Source organism: Bernardetia sp. (assembly GCF_020630935.1).
Classification (GTDB): domain Bacteria; phylum Bacteroidota; class Bacteroidia; order Cytophagales; family Bernardetiaceae; genus Bernardetia.
Window position 1 is genome coordinate 1 of record NZ_JAHDIG010000009.1, and the last position, 14543, is coordinate 14543.

Consider the following 14543-nt stretch of genomic DNA (forward strand, 5'->3'; position numbering starts at 1 on the left):
CGCTCGCAACCTCAGAAGGCTTGTCAGTTTGACAAGTCTTTTTTTATTTTTCTCCTTATTCGTTCCTCTCTTCTCGCCATTTGGAATCTTTTCTCAATAGTTCTACGTGTTTTTTTCGGTATTTTTGATTGTTTTTCCTTTCTGTGAAAAAGTCTTGAATCTCTGCTCAAATCTGAATATGCTAAAAAGAATAATACTAACAGTAAGGCTAAAGGAATCAATATCAGATAAAAAGCAGTATAGTCGACAAAATAGTCATATGATTTGACAGAAAAAGATGTAAAAATCAATTTTGCAAGTGTTGTTATACCCAATAAAAGCCCAATGACTAAAGGTTGTTGTCTTTCAGAAGCCTGTGTAATTACCACAGCATAAATAATTGGAAGAATTGGAGCTAAGCAAAATGCAGTAGCTGCCAAAAGTAAAGAATACGGCGATATATTGTTTAATTCAGAAGCTGCAATAATAATAGTATCCTTAAAAATATCGCTATTCCATAGAACAAGTAATATCACTCCCACAATACAGAACACAAAAATCATGAAGCGTCCTGCTCGTTGTAAAATTACTCCAATAAATAAACGACTTACTGCCATAACAAAAAATATAACTGCCAATACGCCTAAATTATAAAACTGCTTGGTTCGCAAATCTATAAGTTTAACAGCAAAAATATTAGCCCACTCTTCAAAATGAACATAGATAATGGAAGCAATAAAAACACAAAAAATAGAAAGTATCAAAATAGAATTGACCAATAATCCATTTAAGGATTTGCTCGCATGTCGAAACTCATTTTTCCAAGATTCAGGCTTGGTTCGCAATGGATAATGATAATGTAGAAACTGAAAACCTATAGAAATAATTAAAAAAGGTAACAATATCCAGTAGGCGTGTGTCCAAGAAGAGTCAATATCTTGAATATAAGGCAAAAAAAGCCCATAACTAAGAGCGACTCCCAACAGATACATGCCTTCTAAGTGCATAATACGCCTTGCATGTTGTCCTTTTTTTTCTGATTCTAAACTTATGAGCCAGTAGGCAGCCAGCCTTACAAGGGCAAAAGAACCTCCTGTAAGACAAAACAAAAATTCAGCTAAAGCAAAGTTATGACTCTGAAAAGAAACAGCTAATGAGCAAATTGCCATCAGAGAAAGACAAGCAACAATAATATTTCTAGCAGACCAACGAGGTACTATAATCGCTCCTACTATGGTAAAAACAATATAACTTATATCACGAATATTCATCAGAATTGTAGTCTCACTACTACTTCTGTCGTACGAAAATACAGCTCCCAACACGGCAAATGCAGCAGCATGATAAAGTATTCCATAGATAAGAAAAGCACTACCCAAAACTGCCGTAATTGGAAGCTCTGGACGTTTATAAACTCTCTTCAAGCCTTGTCCACTCTTCAAACTTGAGGAAGGCAAAGGGATATTAATTGAATTTTCTGTACTATTTTCCAAGTCTTTTATATAAGGTAAGGGATAACAAAATAGCTTTTAAAGTTATTTCCCACAAAATACATTATTTTGATAGATTCTCAAAGATAACTTTCTCATTGCTTTCTATGAAGAGAGTTTAAAGATAGAAAGGTGGTGATTTTCTTTGTCTTTTGAAATAAAAAATGCTTCTAACGGATATTATGAAAATAAGTTGAGGTAGATTAGCAAAAAAAATGAAATAAAATTTGCATAGCGTCTTTTTTCTTGATTTATTTGTGAATTGATTAAAAATAGATAGTATTTTGATCGATTCAGACCTTTAGAGAGGTGTCCGAGTGGCTTAAGGAGCTCGCTTGGAAAGCGAGTATACCCCAAAAGGGTATCGGGGGTTCGAATCCCTTCCTCTCTGCAAAGAGACTAAAATAATAAAAAATCAATCAATTAAACTTCTGTTCTTGTCTCTAAGAATGATATTTTATTGATTATCTCAAACTAAAATGTTACTTTTAGGTCGCAAATTGTATTATTAGACTAGCTTAGCATAAGTTTCTGATAAAGACTTTCTAGCCATTTGAGCAGTTTGTGTTAATTTTAAAATAATTTATTTCAGCAGAACTGAAAAGATTATTTTTTTTGATTGAAATTTTATTACTTTGTCAAATCGTATTTCAAGATAATAAACTTGTTTTTAACTAATTGAATCAAAATTTTAAATAATTACCTGCTAAAAAACACAGTAATTACTTTCGTTTTGATTTGATGTTGTCAATTTTAATTTTACAACCTTAGCCCAAACTGCTAAACTATAATATCTTAAAATTATTAAGATTATTTACTCCGTAAATCACTCAGACTGATATGAAAAAATTATTTTCTCTGCTTGCCCTAATTTGCTTCTTCGCTATTGGTACAGTACAAGCCCAACCCCTCACTCCTGAAGATTCAGTTGCAATGGCTGATTCTATTGCTGCTGCTGAAGAAGCTGCTGCACAACAACAAGCTGAAGAAGAAGCTGCTGCAAAAGCAAAAGCTGACGCAGAGGCTGCTGCTGTTCCAGTTGCCCAAGACCAAACTACTCACGAAGCTATCAAAGAAAAATTTATTGAAGGTGGATGGGACTTTATGTCATTAGTACTTATCTGTTTGATTATCGGTCTTGCAGTAGCTATTGAGCGTATCATTGTACTTAACCTTGCTAGTACCAACAAAGACAAATTATTAGCGAAAGTAGAAGATGCTCTTCGTGAAGGTGGCGTAACTAGAGCACAAGAAGTTTGTGCTGCAACTCGTGGTCCGATTGCTGATATTTTTGCACAAGGCTTAATGAGTGCTAACCGTGGTATTGAAATCGTAGAAAAAACAGTTATGTCTGCTGGTTCAGTAGAGATGTCTAAATTAGAAAAAGGACTTATTTGGATTTCACTTTTTATCGCTCTTGCTCCAATGCTTGGGTTTATGGGTACTGTAATCGGTATGATTGGTGCATTTGATGCTATCCAAGCAGCAGGTGATATTCAACCTTCACTCGTAGCAGGTGGTATTAAAGTAGCCCTTCTTACAACAGTAGGTGGTCTTATTGTGGCAGTAATCCTTCAAATTTTTTACAATTACTGTGTATCTAAGATAGACTCTATTGTTACAGATATGGAAGATGCTTCTATCTCTCTCATTGATTTGCTTATGAAACACGACCTTTCTAAGTAATTAAAGACAAAAGTTGAAATAAAATCGGGTGTATTGTTACACCACCAAGTAATGATACACCCATTTTATTTTTTTCAAACTTAGAAATCACTTTCATTATCATTTCAAATCAGAATACTCATCATTAGATAAAAGAATTATGCAAAAATATCTTTCTTTAATAATCTATGGCATTGTTGTAATTTTATTTGTTGCTTTTGGCATATATGGATGCTCTGGCTATCCAGCACAAAAGAAAGCTGCATTGAAGCAAGCCGTAGAAGAAAAAGGTTATACGGAGGTTACTCCTGAACTTATGGAAAAAGTAAAACTACCTACAAAGGTAGAAGACCAAATCACAGGTAATGCTGTTGCAGATTGGTTTATCCCTCTATCTTATGTACTTGTGGGTTTTGCTATGATTTCAGCTATTGTTCTTCCTTTAATTTATGCCATTACTCAAGACCCTAAATCACTTGTAAAGATTGCCGTTTCGTTAGTCGCTCTTGTGGTGGTCTTCTTTATCTGTTATGCTTTTGCAGAGGGTGAAGCTGTCAAAACACCAGATGTTGAAATGTCAGCAGAAGGTTCAAAATATATTGGAGGCGTACTTATTATGACGTATGTTATGATTGCAGTAGCTTTTATTGGTGCTATCTTCGGAGAAGTAAGCCGTTCATTTAAATAAGAAATTTTCAATTATGGGAAAGAAAAAACGTGAAGACCCAGGGGTAAATGCCAGTTCGATGGCAGATATTGCCTTTCTACTCCTTATCTTTTTCTTGGTAACCACACGTATTGCTTCAGAGAAAGGTATTTATAGAGATTTAGCTCCCAAACCAGAAGGAGAAGTTCCTCCAGTAGAACTCAATAAGCGAAACGTTTATAAAGTTATTATCAACTCTAGTAACGAACTCTTAATTGAAGGAGACGAAGGAAGAATAGGTCAGATAAAAAAAGAAGTCAAAGCACACGTAAATAACTACGGTGCAGACCCAGAACTTTCTGTAAGTCCGAAAGATGCTATTATTTCTATCAAAACAGACAGAGGTACAGATTATACTACCTATCTTGCTGTTTTAGATGAAATTTTACAAGCCTACAACGAACTTAGAGCAGAATATCTGACAAAACAACTGGGCGAGAAAATTACTGTGGAAGATTTCTTAGAAATCTCTAGGCAGGACACACAAGTAAACAAAGACCGTTACAAAATGGCGAAAGATAAATATCCTCTCAATGTTTCTGATGCAGAGCCAACAGGAAGTGGAGGAGCAAAGTAATTTAGCCAATTAGTAACCAATGAATTATACAGAAACAACATTTCTAAACTAGAAATAGCATGCCTTTTAAAAAGAAAGCCAAAGCGAATCCAGAAATACCTACTTCTGCTTTACCAGATATTATTTTTATGTTACTTTTCTTCTTTATGGTTTCTACTGTAATGAGAGAAAATACACTTAAAGTAAACGTACTTTTGCCACAAGCAAATCAAGTACAGAAAATGGAAAAAGCCAATTTGGTAGCCAATATTTATATCGGTAAGCCAAAAGAAGCAGACCAGTTTGGTACAGCACCTCGTATTCAAGTAAATGATGTATTCATCAACTTAGACCAAATTCAACAGTTTGCGATAGAAGCTATGGCAAATGTACCCGAAGTAGATAAAAATCGTTTTCGTGTAGCTATAAAAGGAGATGTTGGTTTGGATATGGGTGTAGTTATAGATGTTCGTGAAGAACTTCGTGAAACAGAAGCTCTCAAAATCTATTATGCAGCCTCTAAAGGAGAAGAATAATCTCAATACTAATATTATATCTATTAAAAGTCATTTTCAAAAATTGAAAATGACTTTTTTTATTGTATATTTATTCAGAATAACCTCTTCTAAATTAACTATACATGGAAAAGACACTTCTTACAGACATACAAAATGAGTTGGGAGATACGTATGCTCAATACTATAAATTGGAGCAGTATCCTCATATTCTACTTCAAGAATGGAAAGGCTTCTGTATGCCAGACGAACTCAAAACTGGTCATCAAAAAGTAATAGACTTAGTAACTAAACACAAATTTACTCACTTAATTTCTGTAATTGTAGATATAGAGGGGTCATTTGAGGAAACAAACGAGTGGTTTCTGACAGAATTTAATCCTAAAATGGTAGAACTGGGAATGAAATACGAAGCCATTATTCAAAGTGAAAATCTTTTTGCACAGCTTTCAGCAGAAGAATTAGTAGAAGACAGCACACTCAAAGAGATTGGCTACCACATGCGTTTATTTGACTCTGTAGAAAAAGGATTAGAATGGTTTGAGGAAAGTAAAAAATCTTAAACAAAATCCACATCAACAACAACCTGAACTTTTTTAAAAGACTTGTCCTTATAAAGTTCATCTATTTGAGACTGAATAAAATCCTTTGTTTTTCCTAAAGCAAACTGACTGCGTTCTAATTTTATCAAAATAGCCTGTTGAAACTTATTTCGGATACGCTCAATAATAGGAGCTTCGGGTCCCAATACACGCTGATTTCCAAGTTTAGATTGTAATTTTTTAGATAAAATAATGGCTGCTTTATAGGCTGTTTCTCGCTCTTCGTGTCTAACCATTAGTTTTATAAGTCTTGAAAATGGTGGATAGAGATACTGCTCTCTTTCTACAATTTCTTGATTATAAAAAGTCTGATAATCGTGCAAGCCAATGATAGAAAACAAAGGATGTGAAGGAGAATATGTTTGAATGACTACTTTTCCCTCTCCACTTCTTCGTCCTGCACGCCCACTTACCTGCATAATAAGCTGCATAAAACGCTCTGATGAACGGAAATCTGGAAAAAATAAAATTCTATCAGCATCAAAAACACCTACTAGATTTACCTTTTCAAAATCTAGCCCTTTGGTTATCATTTGAGTTCCAACCAAAATATCTATATCGTGCTTTTCAAAGGCTTCAATAATTTTTTCATAGCCTGTACGTGTGCGAGTAGTATCTTTATCCATTCTTGCAACTCTACTTTCTGGGAGCATTACTTGTAAGTCTTCCTCTATTTTTTGTGTTCCGAAACCTTTTGGATATACTTTGGTAGAACCACAAGCAGAACAGTTTTGAGGAACTTGCGTAGAAAAACCACAATAATGACAACGCAACTCTTGCGCTCTTTGATGATACGTCAAGCTAACCGAACAGTTCTGACATTCTGGAATCCATTCACATTCCTCGCAACTCAAAAAGGGTGCATATCCACGACGATTTTGAAAAAGTAAAATCTGCTCTTGCTGTTCTAAAGCTGTTTTCATTTGCTCAAAAAGCTCTAGCGTAAATTGTTCTTTGAGTTCTTTTCGTTTTTTAGATTCCCTCAAATCTACAAGTTGTATTTGTGGCAGAGTAGCCTCACCAAAACGCTGTAAGACTTCTACCAAACCGTATTGTTTTTGCCGAGCTAAATAATAACTTTCTACTGATGGCGTAGCCGAACCCAAAACAACCTTTGACTGATGTTTGTGCGCCAAAACAAGTGCAGCATCACGAGCGTGATAACGTGGCGCAGGGTCGTATTGCTTATACGAAGGGTCGTGTTCTTCATCAATAATAATCAAGCCTAGATGTTCGAAAGGCAAAAAAACTGACGAACGAACACCAATCACAAAATTTATATCGCCATTCAAAACGCCTTTCCACACTTCTACACGCTCATTATCTGAAAAACGAGAATGATACACTCCCACAGCATTTCCAAAAATACGCTTCAAACGCACTACGATTTGGCTTGTAAGAGCAATTTCTGGCAAAAGCATCAAAACTTGACTTCCACTTTGTAGAACTTGTTCTATCAGACTGACATACATTTCTGTTTTTCCACTTCCTGTAACGCCGTGCAGTAAAACAGTAGATTTATCTTGAAAATGCTCAAAAATTTGATGAACAGCTTTTTCTTGGGTAGAAGTTAAATTTATACTTGAAGTTTCCTGTATCCAATCTTCAAACTCAAAACGAGACAGTGTTTTTTCAAATTCTTCAAATATTCCGTTTCTAATTAAGGTTTTGAGCGAACTAGGAGACAAATTTTCTCCTAAAAGTTCTTTCTTCGAAATGCTTTTAGGATAATCTTGTATAGGATTTTTGGAGAGATAAGTCAGCAAAACTTCTTCCTGTTTTTTGCTTCGTGTTGTGTGAGTAAAGGCTTTAGCAATTCCTTCTTGTGAAGCATATTTTTTGGCAATTCGAATTTGTTTTTCTTTAAGTGGGCTATATTTTTCCTTTAGCTCTTCAAAAATAATAACAATTCGCTTTTGCGTGAGTTTTTTGATGATTTGATAAATATCTCTTAAATTCAGTTTTTCCCCAGCTTGTTCGTAAGTAAGAGAGCTTTCTAATTCTAATAAATTGATAAGGTTAATTTCATCGTCTGACAGATTATATTCCTTTCTTTTTTGCTCAATGTCTTCCTTACCGATTCCACTTTTCCATTCTGGATGGAGTTGCAACCTACTCGTACTACTCAATTTCAAACCAGAAGGCAAGGCTGCATTCATTACTTCCCCAACAGAACACATATAGTATGATGCAATCCACTGCCAAAACCAAAGCTGAGTAGGCGTAACCACTGGATTTTCATCTAAGAGTTCCAAAATATATCTTGCCGAATAGCCTTTAGGTGCTTTATCTGTAACAGATTTCACTATCCCCGTCAGTACTCTTTTTTTTCCGAAAGGAACAACCACACGAACACCTGTTTGAACAAAATCATTGAGTTCAAAAGGAATACGATAGGTAAAAGTAGTTTTGAGAGGCACAGGAATAATTACTTCAGCAAAAAGTGTTGTTCTTTCAGCAGAAGAAATATTTTGAGCATCAGAAAAGGATTGAAAAAGTGACAAATTGAAGTAAAATTATATAACAAAACTAGAATAAAAGAAGCAACTGATTGTAAAGCAATGACTAATTGTATCAACAATTATTAGAGCAGCATTTTATTACTATAAACATACAAAGTTCGTCATTTTTATCAAAAAATCTCTTCTTATAACGACATATTGCTAATATTTTTAGATTACAGCTCGCATGCTATTTTTTGTTTAACTGAGGTTGATTATATTTGCTTTATATAACAAACAAACTTAAACAAATTAGATTATTCCCTTTATTTTATGAAAACATCCTCTTGCCCTATTTGTCAAAATGAAATATTTTATGACTCTAACTATCCTAACGAACTTTGTAAATCTTGTGTAGGACGTGCTACTGACGGACATGGACGTTATGTAAAGTTTTATAATCGCAACTTGGCAAGTGGAATAATTGGTTTTTATGCAGATGCCGACGGTAAAGAAGAATATGAGCATACGACGTGTTATGTAAGTAAGCAAAAATGCGAAGCCAAAGAAGCTCGTTTTGGAGGTGTAGTTATAGAATTGATACCCTCAAAAGATGGAAATTCAGAAAAAAAATAAACTTTTTTGAAACTTTTTTTCAGTATTTGTAACCTTTCAAATTAGATTACGTTAGTTCAAGCAGTAGAGAAAACATTTTTTATTCTTTCTCTACTTTTATATGAGTTTAGCCTAACTACTAGACTTCATTTTTTAACCTTAATTTTTGTTTTCTACATAGTTCACTATTCAAAAATTCATTTTCCATACGAACAAAAAGTCAAATTAGATAGATTGTTGATTTTTGTATGCTTCATATAAAGTTTACATATCTATAATCTCTCAAAATTTGGATTTAACGCAAAAAATGCTATATTTAGTAGTATTTGAAATATAAATTTTCAAAACAATTGTACAAACAACCTTTTGTTCAACTTTTTTAACTAAATAATTACACAGAAATTTGGATACTTGTTTAATAAATAGTAGATTTGTATTAAACAAACTCAGAAAAAACATTTTTCTACAAACCCAAAATTTTTTTAACTATGACAGCCTTCGAATTTGGATTTGCACTACAAAAAATAGCGTATTCTTTACGTCCTTTCGCATTAAAACTTACTAAAGATTCTGATGAAGCTAATGATTTGCTTCAAGAAACTATCCTTAAAGCTTTCTCTAATCGTGAGAAATTTACAGAAGGAACAAATCTTAAAGCTTGGTTATATACAATTATGAAAAATACGTTTATTACGAACTATCAGCGTTTGGTGCGTCGTAATACGTTTATTGACACAACTGAAAACTTACACTTTTTAAATTCTCCAAATCATGTTGCAGCTAATGGAGCGTATGGAGACTTTATGATGCAAGATGTAGTTCGTGCGATTGAGAAATTGGATGATGCTTACAAAGTACCATTTATGATGCATTTTAGAGGTTTCAAATATTATGAAATTGCAGAGCGTTTGGAAATCCCTATTGGTACAGTAAAAAACCGTATTCATATTGCCCGTAAGGAATTGAAAGGAAATCTGAAAGTATATGCTTCTAAAAACTAATGATTTTTTATAAAGAAAATAAAAAAAACGTACACTTTTTTCAAACAAAAGTGTGCGTTTTTTTATTTTGACAATATAATCAACAACTTCACTATTCCGTTTTATAAGAAAAATTGTAAAGCTACTAATGAACACTATTACCACTTCACCATCAACAAAAAAAATAGAAACTGATACGATTTCAGATTCTATGGCACTTTACAATACAACGGCTTTGAAGTGTAGTAAACTCATTACACAACATTACAGCACTTCTTTTACGCTAGGTATTCAAACCCTTCATAAAAAGTTACATTTTCCTATTTATGCCATTTATGGATATGTACGCTATGCTGATGAAATTGTAGATACTTTTCACAACAATGACAAGGCAAATTTACTTGCTCGTTTTAGAGAAGATACATACAGAGCGATTGATGAAAAAATAAGCACTAATCCTGTTATACATTCTTTTCAACTTGTGGTGGACAAATATTCTATCGAAACTGAGCTTATAGAAGCCTTTTTGGAAAGCATGAAAATGGATTTAGACAAAAAAGAATACAATAGCCATAAATATAACGAGTATATTTATGGTTCGGCAGAAGTGGTAGGACTGATGTGCTTGAGAGTCTTTTGTGAGAATGATAGTGAGCTTTATGAAAGTTTGAAGGCTGGAGCAAGAAGTCTTGGTGCTGCTTTTCAAAAAGTCAATTTTTTAAGAGATATGAAAAGCGATTTTGATGAGCGTGGAAGAGTATATTTCCCAAATGTCAATTATTCTAAGTTTGATGCAAATGCAAAAATTCAAATAGAAAATGATATTCAGAAAGATTTTGATGCAGCTTATGAGGCTATATTGAGACTTCCTAAAACCTCAAGAATGGGAGTTTATTTGGCATACGTATATTATCTCAAACTCTTTAATAAAATAAAACAATCTTCAGCACAAACTATTCTTTCGAAGCGTGTTCGTGTGCCAGATAGTAGAAAAATGGTATTATTGCTCAAAAGTTATGTCAAACATCATTTAAATTATATTTAGAATAAAAAAGCTCGTAGAAATAAGATTTTTCCACGAGTTTTTATTTTTGTATTAGTAACTCATAATATTTAGTTTAAGATCACTCTCATCCATAAAATCTTCTCCCTCTATTCTCATATCATCGTGGTCTTCTTCAGGATAATACCAATTTACTGTAATTTTCTTTCCTTTCTTCTCATAGTCCTTTAAAAGCCTAAACAAATCAAGAATTGCTCTTGATGAGCTGGTATTAAAATATGATAATTTGCAATCTATAGTTACTTTTTCGTGTAGTTTAAAATATTCTTCAAACCATTTGTTTAGATTTTCATAAAACTCAAAAGCATCTTCTAAATATGACTCACCTTCTAAACGGCAGTACTCTTCATCTGCATTAAAGTTTACATAAGGAACAAAATGAGTTCCTTCTTTAGCTTGAACCACTAAATTTTTTCCATTTTCTAAAAACATAGTTATATAATAGTTAATAATTTTTGATAAGATTTATTTCTCAATAGTAGATGAAATAATAAAAAATGAATTTATGTCATCTATTACTTTAGCTTGTACGTGCAAGGGATGCTCAGATTTTAGAGCTACCTGTATGAGTCCAATATTTCCTCCTATGTGGTCAGTTTTTCGCTCTTGGCTTCTGACTTCTTTTTTTAATTCTCTAAGTTGTTCTGTACTTAGTGAGTTTATTTTTTCACACTTTATTATAATATCTTGGACTTTATCTGTTGGAACAAGATTTCCAGCACTCAGAATAATTTCATCACCTTCACTATGGATCACTACAGTTCCTACTCCATGGTTTTTTACACGGTCATTTTCTCCATATAGAATATTTTTCTCTTTTGAATCATCATAAAAAAAATTAGATTCAGCTGAGTAATAAGAAATATTTTGTGCTAACTCTATAAAAATAGAAAATAATTTGGCACTCATACGTGGGTTATCTGCAAACCTACGACGTAGCTGTGAGCTAATATTTGCTAAAATTTCTCTATCAAAAGGTCCTTTGTAGTAAAGAACTGCACTCTGAGGGTTTAATATGTTATGGTAGTCGACCATAATGATTAGTTTTTTGAGATTAAAAAATAAGTTTTATTAGTAATAATCTAAACTCTAAAACCAATCAGTGTAATATCATCTCTTTGAGCTGTATCTTTCTGATGGTCTTCAAGTTGGGCTATAAATATTTTACCTTGTTCTTTCATGGATAACTGTCCTACTTCTTGTATGAGTTCTCTAAACCTTTTTTTAGAAAAACTCTTTCGTTCCTCATTGGCTTGGTCTGCATAACCATCAGTAGCTAAATAAATGGCGTCCTTTGCCTCCAGTATAATACTTTCTTGTTCATACTTTCTATCATCTAGCCTTTTACTTCCCCCAATGGAACGACGATTGCCTCTAAGCTCTAAGAGTTCTTGTCCTCGGCAGAGATATAGATTTTGTTTTACTCCACCAAAAGTAAGTCTAGTAGTATTGTCAGTTGCTGGTTCTAATAAACAAAGTGATAAATCCATTCCATCATTATTTGCCCCTTCTCTCTGATTGAGTTTTTGTACAACTCCCTTATGAAGTTCATTAAGGATGAGATTAGGTTGTATAATACCTCTTTGATTTATAATTTCGTTCAATAAATTATTTGCCACCAAGCTCATAAATGCTCCTGGTACGCCATGTCCTGTGCAGTCAATTACACCAATAAGTATTTTATTTTCATGACTAGAAAGCCAATAAGCATCTCCAGAAACAATATCTTTAGGCTTATATATTATAAAACTCTCAGACAACAAATTATCAAAACTACTTTGAGGTGGTAAAAACGCACTCTGAATAGTTTGAGCATACTGAATACTTTTTGTAGTTTGTTTGTTGGTTAGTTCTAGTTCTTCTTTTTGATTTGCCAATACTTCTTGTGTAGCATGTAACTCTTCCATGTTTTGCCTCAACTCTTCTTCTTGAGTTTGTAACTGCTCTACACTTTCCTTTAAAACATATTCCTGTTTTTTCATTTTTTCTAAAGCCTTTTTCAAAACAGCTTCATTTGCCTCTAGTTTTGATTTTTGCTTTTCTACCAAAATCTGTTTTTTTACCATTTCCTCTTGTGTAGCACTCAACTCTTCCATGTTTTGCCTCAATTCTTCTTCTTGACTTTGTAGCTCTTCTACCGTGTCTTTGAGGTCTGATTCTTGAATTTTCATCTTACTCAATGCTTTTTTGAGGATAGCTTCACTAGAAAAGAGTTTCTTGTTTTGTTTTTCTACCAACTCTTGTTTCTCCAACATTTCCTCTTGTGTCATTTGCAGAATCTCCATATTTTGGCGTAATTCCATTTCAGAAAGTAGGAGTTTCTCATTTTGTTCTTGTATGAGTGCTTCTTTACTTTTTTGTTCTGTAATATCTTCATACATCCCTAAAACACCAAATACTTTCCCTTTTTCATCTCTGAGAGGTATTTTATTTGTTCTAACCCATCTTTCTTTTCCATCTGCTGTAATTTGTGGTTCAACAATTCCTAGTTTAGGTTCGTTTTGTTCCATTATTTGCTTATCATCTTTACGATATAAGCCAGCATGCTTAGCCCATGGCATATCAAAATCACTTTTTCCTATAATTTCGTCAGCACAATCTTTTCCAGCCCCCTCTGCAAATAATTTATTACAACCTAAATAATTAAAATCTAAATCTTTCCAAAAAACAGCTTGAGGAATGTTGGCGATGATAAGTTCAGATAGGTTTTTTTCTACAAATAATTCTTTTTGAAGTCTTCTGAGTTCTTGTTCCTCTTCTTTTCTTTTGGTAATATCTGCATGCGCCCCAGCCATACGCATAGGGTTTCCATCCTTATCTCTAAGTAAAGCTCCTCTAGTATGAATCCATTTTATACCTCCATCTTTGGTTTTCATTCTGAACTCTATATCATAGTCTTTTATTTTCCCTTCAAGAAACTGATTTAAGTTTTCTGATACTCTTTCTTTATCCTCTTCATATAGAAGTTCATTAAAGGTATCAAAAGAATTGGCAAGCTCATCTTCTTTATACCCTAACATTTCTTTCCATCTTGGAGCAAAATAAATTGTATTGGTTAGAATTTGCCAATCCCAAATACCATCAGCAGTTCCCCGTACGGCTAAATGAAACTGTTCAGCTTGTTTTCGTAGTTTTTCTTGTACATTTTGAATTTCAAACTCTTTTTCTTTCTTATCTGTAATCAAATATCGAATAGAGAGATAACTCATTACTTTGCCATTATTATCTAGCATTGGGTTAATGACCGTATCGACCCAATAATGAGAACCATCTTTGGCTTTATTTTTTACATCTGCTCTCCACGTCTTGCCTCTTGAAATATCTTGCCACATCTGTTGCCAAAACTCCTTGGTATGATAACCCGAATTGACAATATTATGGTCTTTGCCTATAAGTTCTTCTTCACTATACTTTGAAACTTTACAAAACTCTTTATTTACTTTTGTAATTTTACCTTTTTTATCTGCAATAGAAATAATGGCACTTCTGTCTAGTGCTTCTGTGATAGCTTTTAATTGTTGATGATGATGTTGCTCTTCTGCATTACCACGCAAAATAACCTGTGTTAGCATTTTATCACCTATTTCTAGTTTTGATAAAAATACTTTTGTAGGAATAATCTTTTTGTTGCTTTCAAAATTCCAATCAAACTCTGTTTTACCTTCTTTACCACATGTTTCCAAATAAGAAAGTAGCTGCGTGTTTGTTTGAGAATGATTAGCAGAAAAGTTTGATAGCTTTTTGCCCAACAGTTGCTGTTCGTCATCTATCTTCAAGAGCTTTTGAGCAAGCGCATTACTAGAAATAATTTCTTCATTTTCAAGAAGTAGAATTGCATCTGGATAGTTTGAGTAAAAAGATGTATATAATTGTAAAGTGTTCCCCATTTTTAAATTCCTTTAAAACAACTAGATAGTGGTAAATCGTTTGT

The 14543-nt window shown here is 33.3% G+C and carries 13 protein-coding genes and 1 tRNA gene; 9 read left to right on the top strand and 5 right to left on the bottom strand.

Features of this window, described 5'->3' with window-relative positions:
• Positions 1-23 precede the first annotated feature (23 nt).
• Positions 24-1436, bottom strand: coding sequence for an MFS transporter (locus QZ659_RS04150; protein WP_291722279.1), 1413 nt, complete (start codon positions 1434-1436; stop codon positions 24-26).
• Between the two features lie 336 nt (positions 1437-1772).
• Between QZ659_RS04150 and QZ659_RS04155 the strand changes: the two genes are divergently transcribed.
• The 6 genes from QZ659_RS04155 to QZ659_RS04180 all read left to right on the top strand — a co-directional run bounded on the left by QZ659_RS04155 (position 1773) and on the right by QZ659_RS04180 (position 5474).
• Positions 1773-1860: transfer RNA gene (locus QZ659_RS04155), tRNA-Ser, on the top strand.
• 449 nt (positions 1861-2309) lie between these two features.
• Positions 2310-3155, top strand: coding sequence for a MotA/TolQ/ExbB proton channel family protein (locus tag QZ659_RS04160; RefSeq protein WP_291722281.1), 846 nt, complete (start codon positions 2310-2312; stop codon positions 3153-3155).
• 139 nt (positions 3156-3294) lie between these two features.
• Positions 3295-3822, top strand: coding sequence for a hypothetical protein (locus QZ659_RS04165; protein ID WP_291722283.1), 528 nt, complete (start codon positions 3295-3297; stop codon positions 3820-3822).
• Between the two features lie 13 nt (positions 3823-3835).
• Positions 3836-4417, top strand: coding sequence for an ExbD/TolR family protein (locus QZ659_RS04170; RefSeq protein WP_291722285.1), 582 nt, complete (start codon positions 3836-3838; stop codon positions 4415-4417).
• A 59-nt stretch (positions 4418-4476) separates the two neighbouring features.
• Positions 4477-4932, top strand: a complete 456-nt coding sequence (locus QZ659_RS04175) for an ExbD/TolR family protein (RefSeq protein ID WP_291722288.1) — start codon at positions 4477-4479, stop codon at positions 4930-4932.
• A 104-nt stretch (positions 4933-5036) separates the two neighbouring features.
• Positions 5037-5474 carry a hypothetical protein gene (locus tag QZ659_RS04180; protein ID WP_291722291.1) on the top strand — a complete coding sequence of 146 codons (438 nt, stop codon included), beginning with the start codon at positions 5037-5039 and terminating at the stop codon, positions 5472-5474.
• Here the strand turns inward: QZ659_RS04180 and priA are convergent.
• The gene (gene priA, locus QZ659_RS04185) at positions 5471-8017 is read right to left on the bottom strand and encodes a primosomal protein N' (RefSeq protein ID WP_291722294.1); all 2547 of its coding nucleotides are present in this window, start codon (positions 8015-8017) and stop codon (positions 5471-5473) included. The genes QZ659_RS04180 and priA overlap by 4 nt on opposite strands.
• Before the next feature lie 270 nt (positions 8018-8287).
• Between priA and QZ659_RS04190 the strand changes: the two genes are divergently transcribed.
• From QZ659_RS04190 to QZ659_RS04200, 3 genes are all read left to right on the top strand, one after another.
• The gene (locus QZ659_RS04190) at positions 8288-8590 is read left to right on the top strand and encodes a hypothetical protein (RefSeq protein ID WP_291722297.1); all 303 of its coding nucleotides are present in this window, start codon (positions 8288-8290) and stop codon (positions 8588-8590) included.
• A 467-nt stretch (positions 8591-9057) separates the two neighbouring features.
• On the top strand, positions 9058-9570 hold the full coding sequence (locus tag QZ659_RS04195; RefSeq protein WP_291722299.1) for an RNA polymerase sigma factor: 513 nt from the start codon (positions 9058-9060) through the stop codon (positions 9568-9570).
• Between the two features lie 127 nt (positions 9571-9697).
• Positions 9698-10594, top strand: coding sequence for a phytoene/squalene synthase family protein (locus QZ659_RS04200; protein ID WP_291722301.1), 897 nt, complete (start codon positions 9698-9700; stop codon positions 10592-10594).
• Positions 10595-10645: 51 nt separating this feature from the next.
• Here the strand turns inward: QZ659_RS04200 and QZ659_RS04205 are convergent, their stop codons facing one another.
• From QZ659_RS04205 to QZ659_RS04215, 3 genes are read right to left on the bottom strand one after another with little or no spacing between them, the layout of a single operon-like run.
• Positions 10646-11044 (bottom strand): DUF1987 domain-containing protein, encoded by a 399-nt coding sequence (locus QZ659_RS04205; RefSeq protein ID WP_291722304.1) that lies wholly within the window; start codon positions 11042-11044, stop codon positions 10646-10648.
• Positions 11045-11077: 33 nt separating this feature from the next.
• Positions 11078-11647 carry a SiaB family protein kinase gene (locus QZ659_RS04210; RefSeq protein ID WP_291722307.1) on the bottom strand — a complete coding sequence of 190 codons (570 nt, stop codon included), beginning with the start codon at positions 11645-11647 and terminating at the stop codon, positions 11078-11080.
• 47 nt (positions 11648-11694) lie between these two features.
• Positions 11695-14499: a PAS domain S-box protein gene (locus QZ659_RS04215; protein WP_291722309.1), complete on the bottom strand. Its 2805-nt coding sequence runs from the start codon at positions 14497-14499 to the stop codon at positions 11695-11697.
• Positions 14500-14543: the final 44 nt, after the last annotated feature.

What these genes read in the sequence shown, in the direction of transcription:
- QZ659_RS04200 (WP_291722301.1), top strand. Translation starts at nt 9,698, where the DNA reads ATGAACACTATTACCACTTCACCATCAACAAAAAAAATAGAAACTGAT.
- QZ659_RS04210 (WP_291722307.1), bottom strand. Translation starts at nt 11,647, where the DNA reads ATGGTCGACTACCATAACATATTAAACCCTCAGAGTGCAGTTCTTTAC.
- QZ659_RS04205 (WP_291722304.1), bottom strand. Translation starts at nt 11,044, where the DNA reads ATGTTTTTAGAAAATGGAAAAAATTTAGTGGTTCAAGCTAAAGAAGGA.
- QZ659_RS04180 (WP_291722291.1), top strand. Translation starts at nt 5,037, where the DNA reads ATGGAAAAGACACTTCTTACAGACATACAAAATGAGTTGGGAGATACG.
- QZ659_RS04195 (WP_291722299.1), top strand. Translation starts at nt 9,058, where the DNA reads ATGACAGCCTTCGAATTTGGATTTGCACTACAAAAAATAGCGTATTCT.
- QZ659_RS04215 (WP_291722309.1), bottom strand. Translation starts at nt 14,499, where the DNA reads ATGGGGAACACTTTACAATTATATACATCTTTTTACTCAAACTATCCA.
- QZ659_RS04175 (WP_291722288.1), top strand. Translation starts at nt 4,477, where the DNA reads ATGCCTTTTAAAAAGAAAGCCAAAGCGAATCCAGAAATACCTACTTCT.
- QZ659_RS04160 (WP_291722281.1), top strand. Translation starts at nt 2,310, where the DNA reads ATGAAAAAATTATTTTCTCTGCTTGCCCTAATTTGCTTCTTCGCTATT.
- QZ659_RS04170 (WP_291722285.1), top strand. Translation starts at nt 3,836, where the DNA reads ATGGGAAAGAAAAAACGTGAAGACCCAGGGGTAAATGCCAGTTCGATG.
- QZ659_RS04190 (WP_291722297.1), top strand. Translation starts at nt 8,288, where the DNA reads ATGAAAACATCCTCTTGCCCTATTTGTCAAAATGAAATATTTTATGAC.
- QZ659_RS04165 (WP_291722283.1), top strand. Translation starts at nt 3,295, where the DNA reads ATGCAAAAATATCTTTCTTTAATAATCTATGGCATTGTTGTAATTTTA.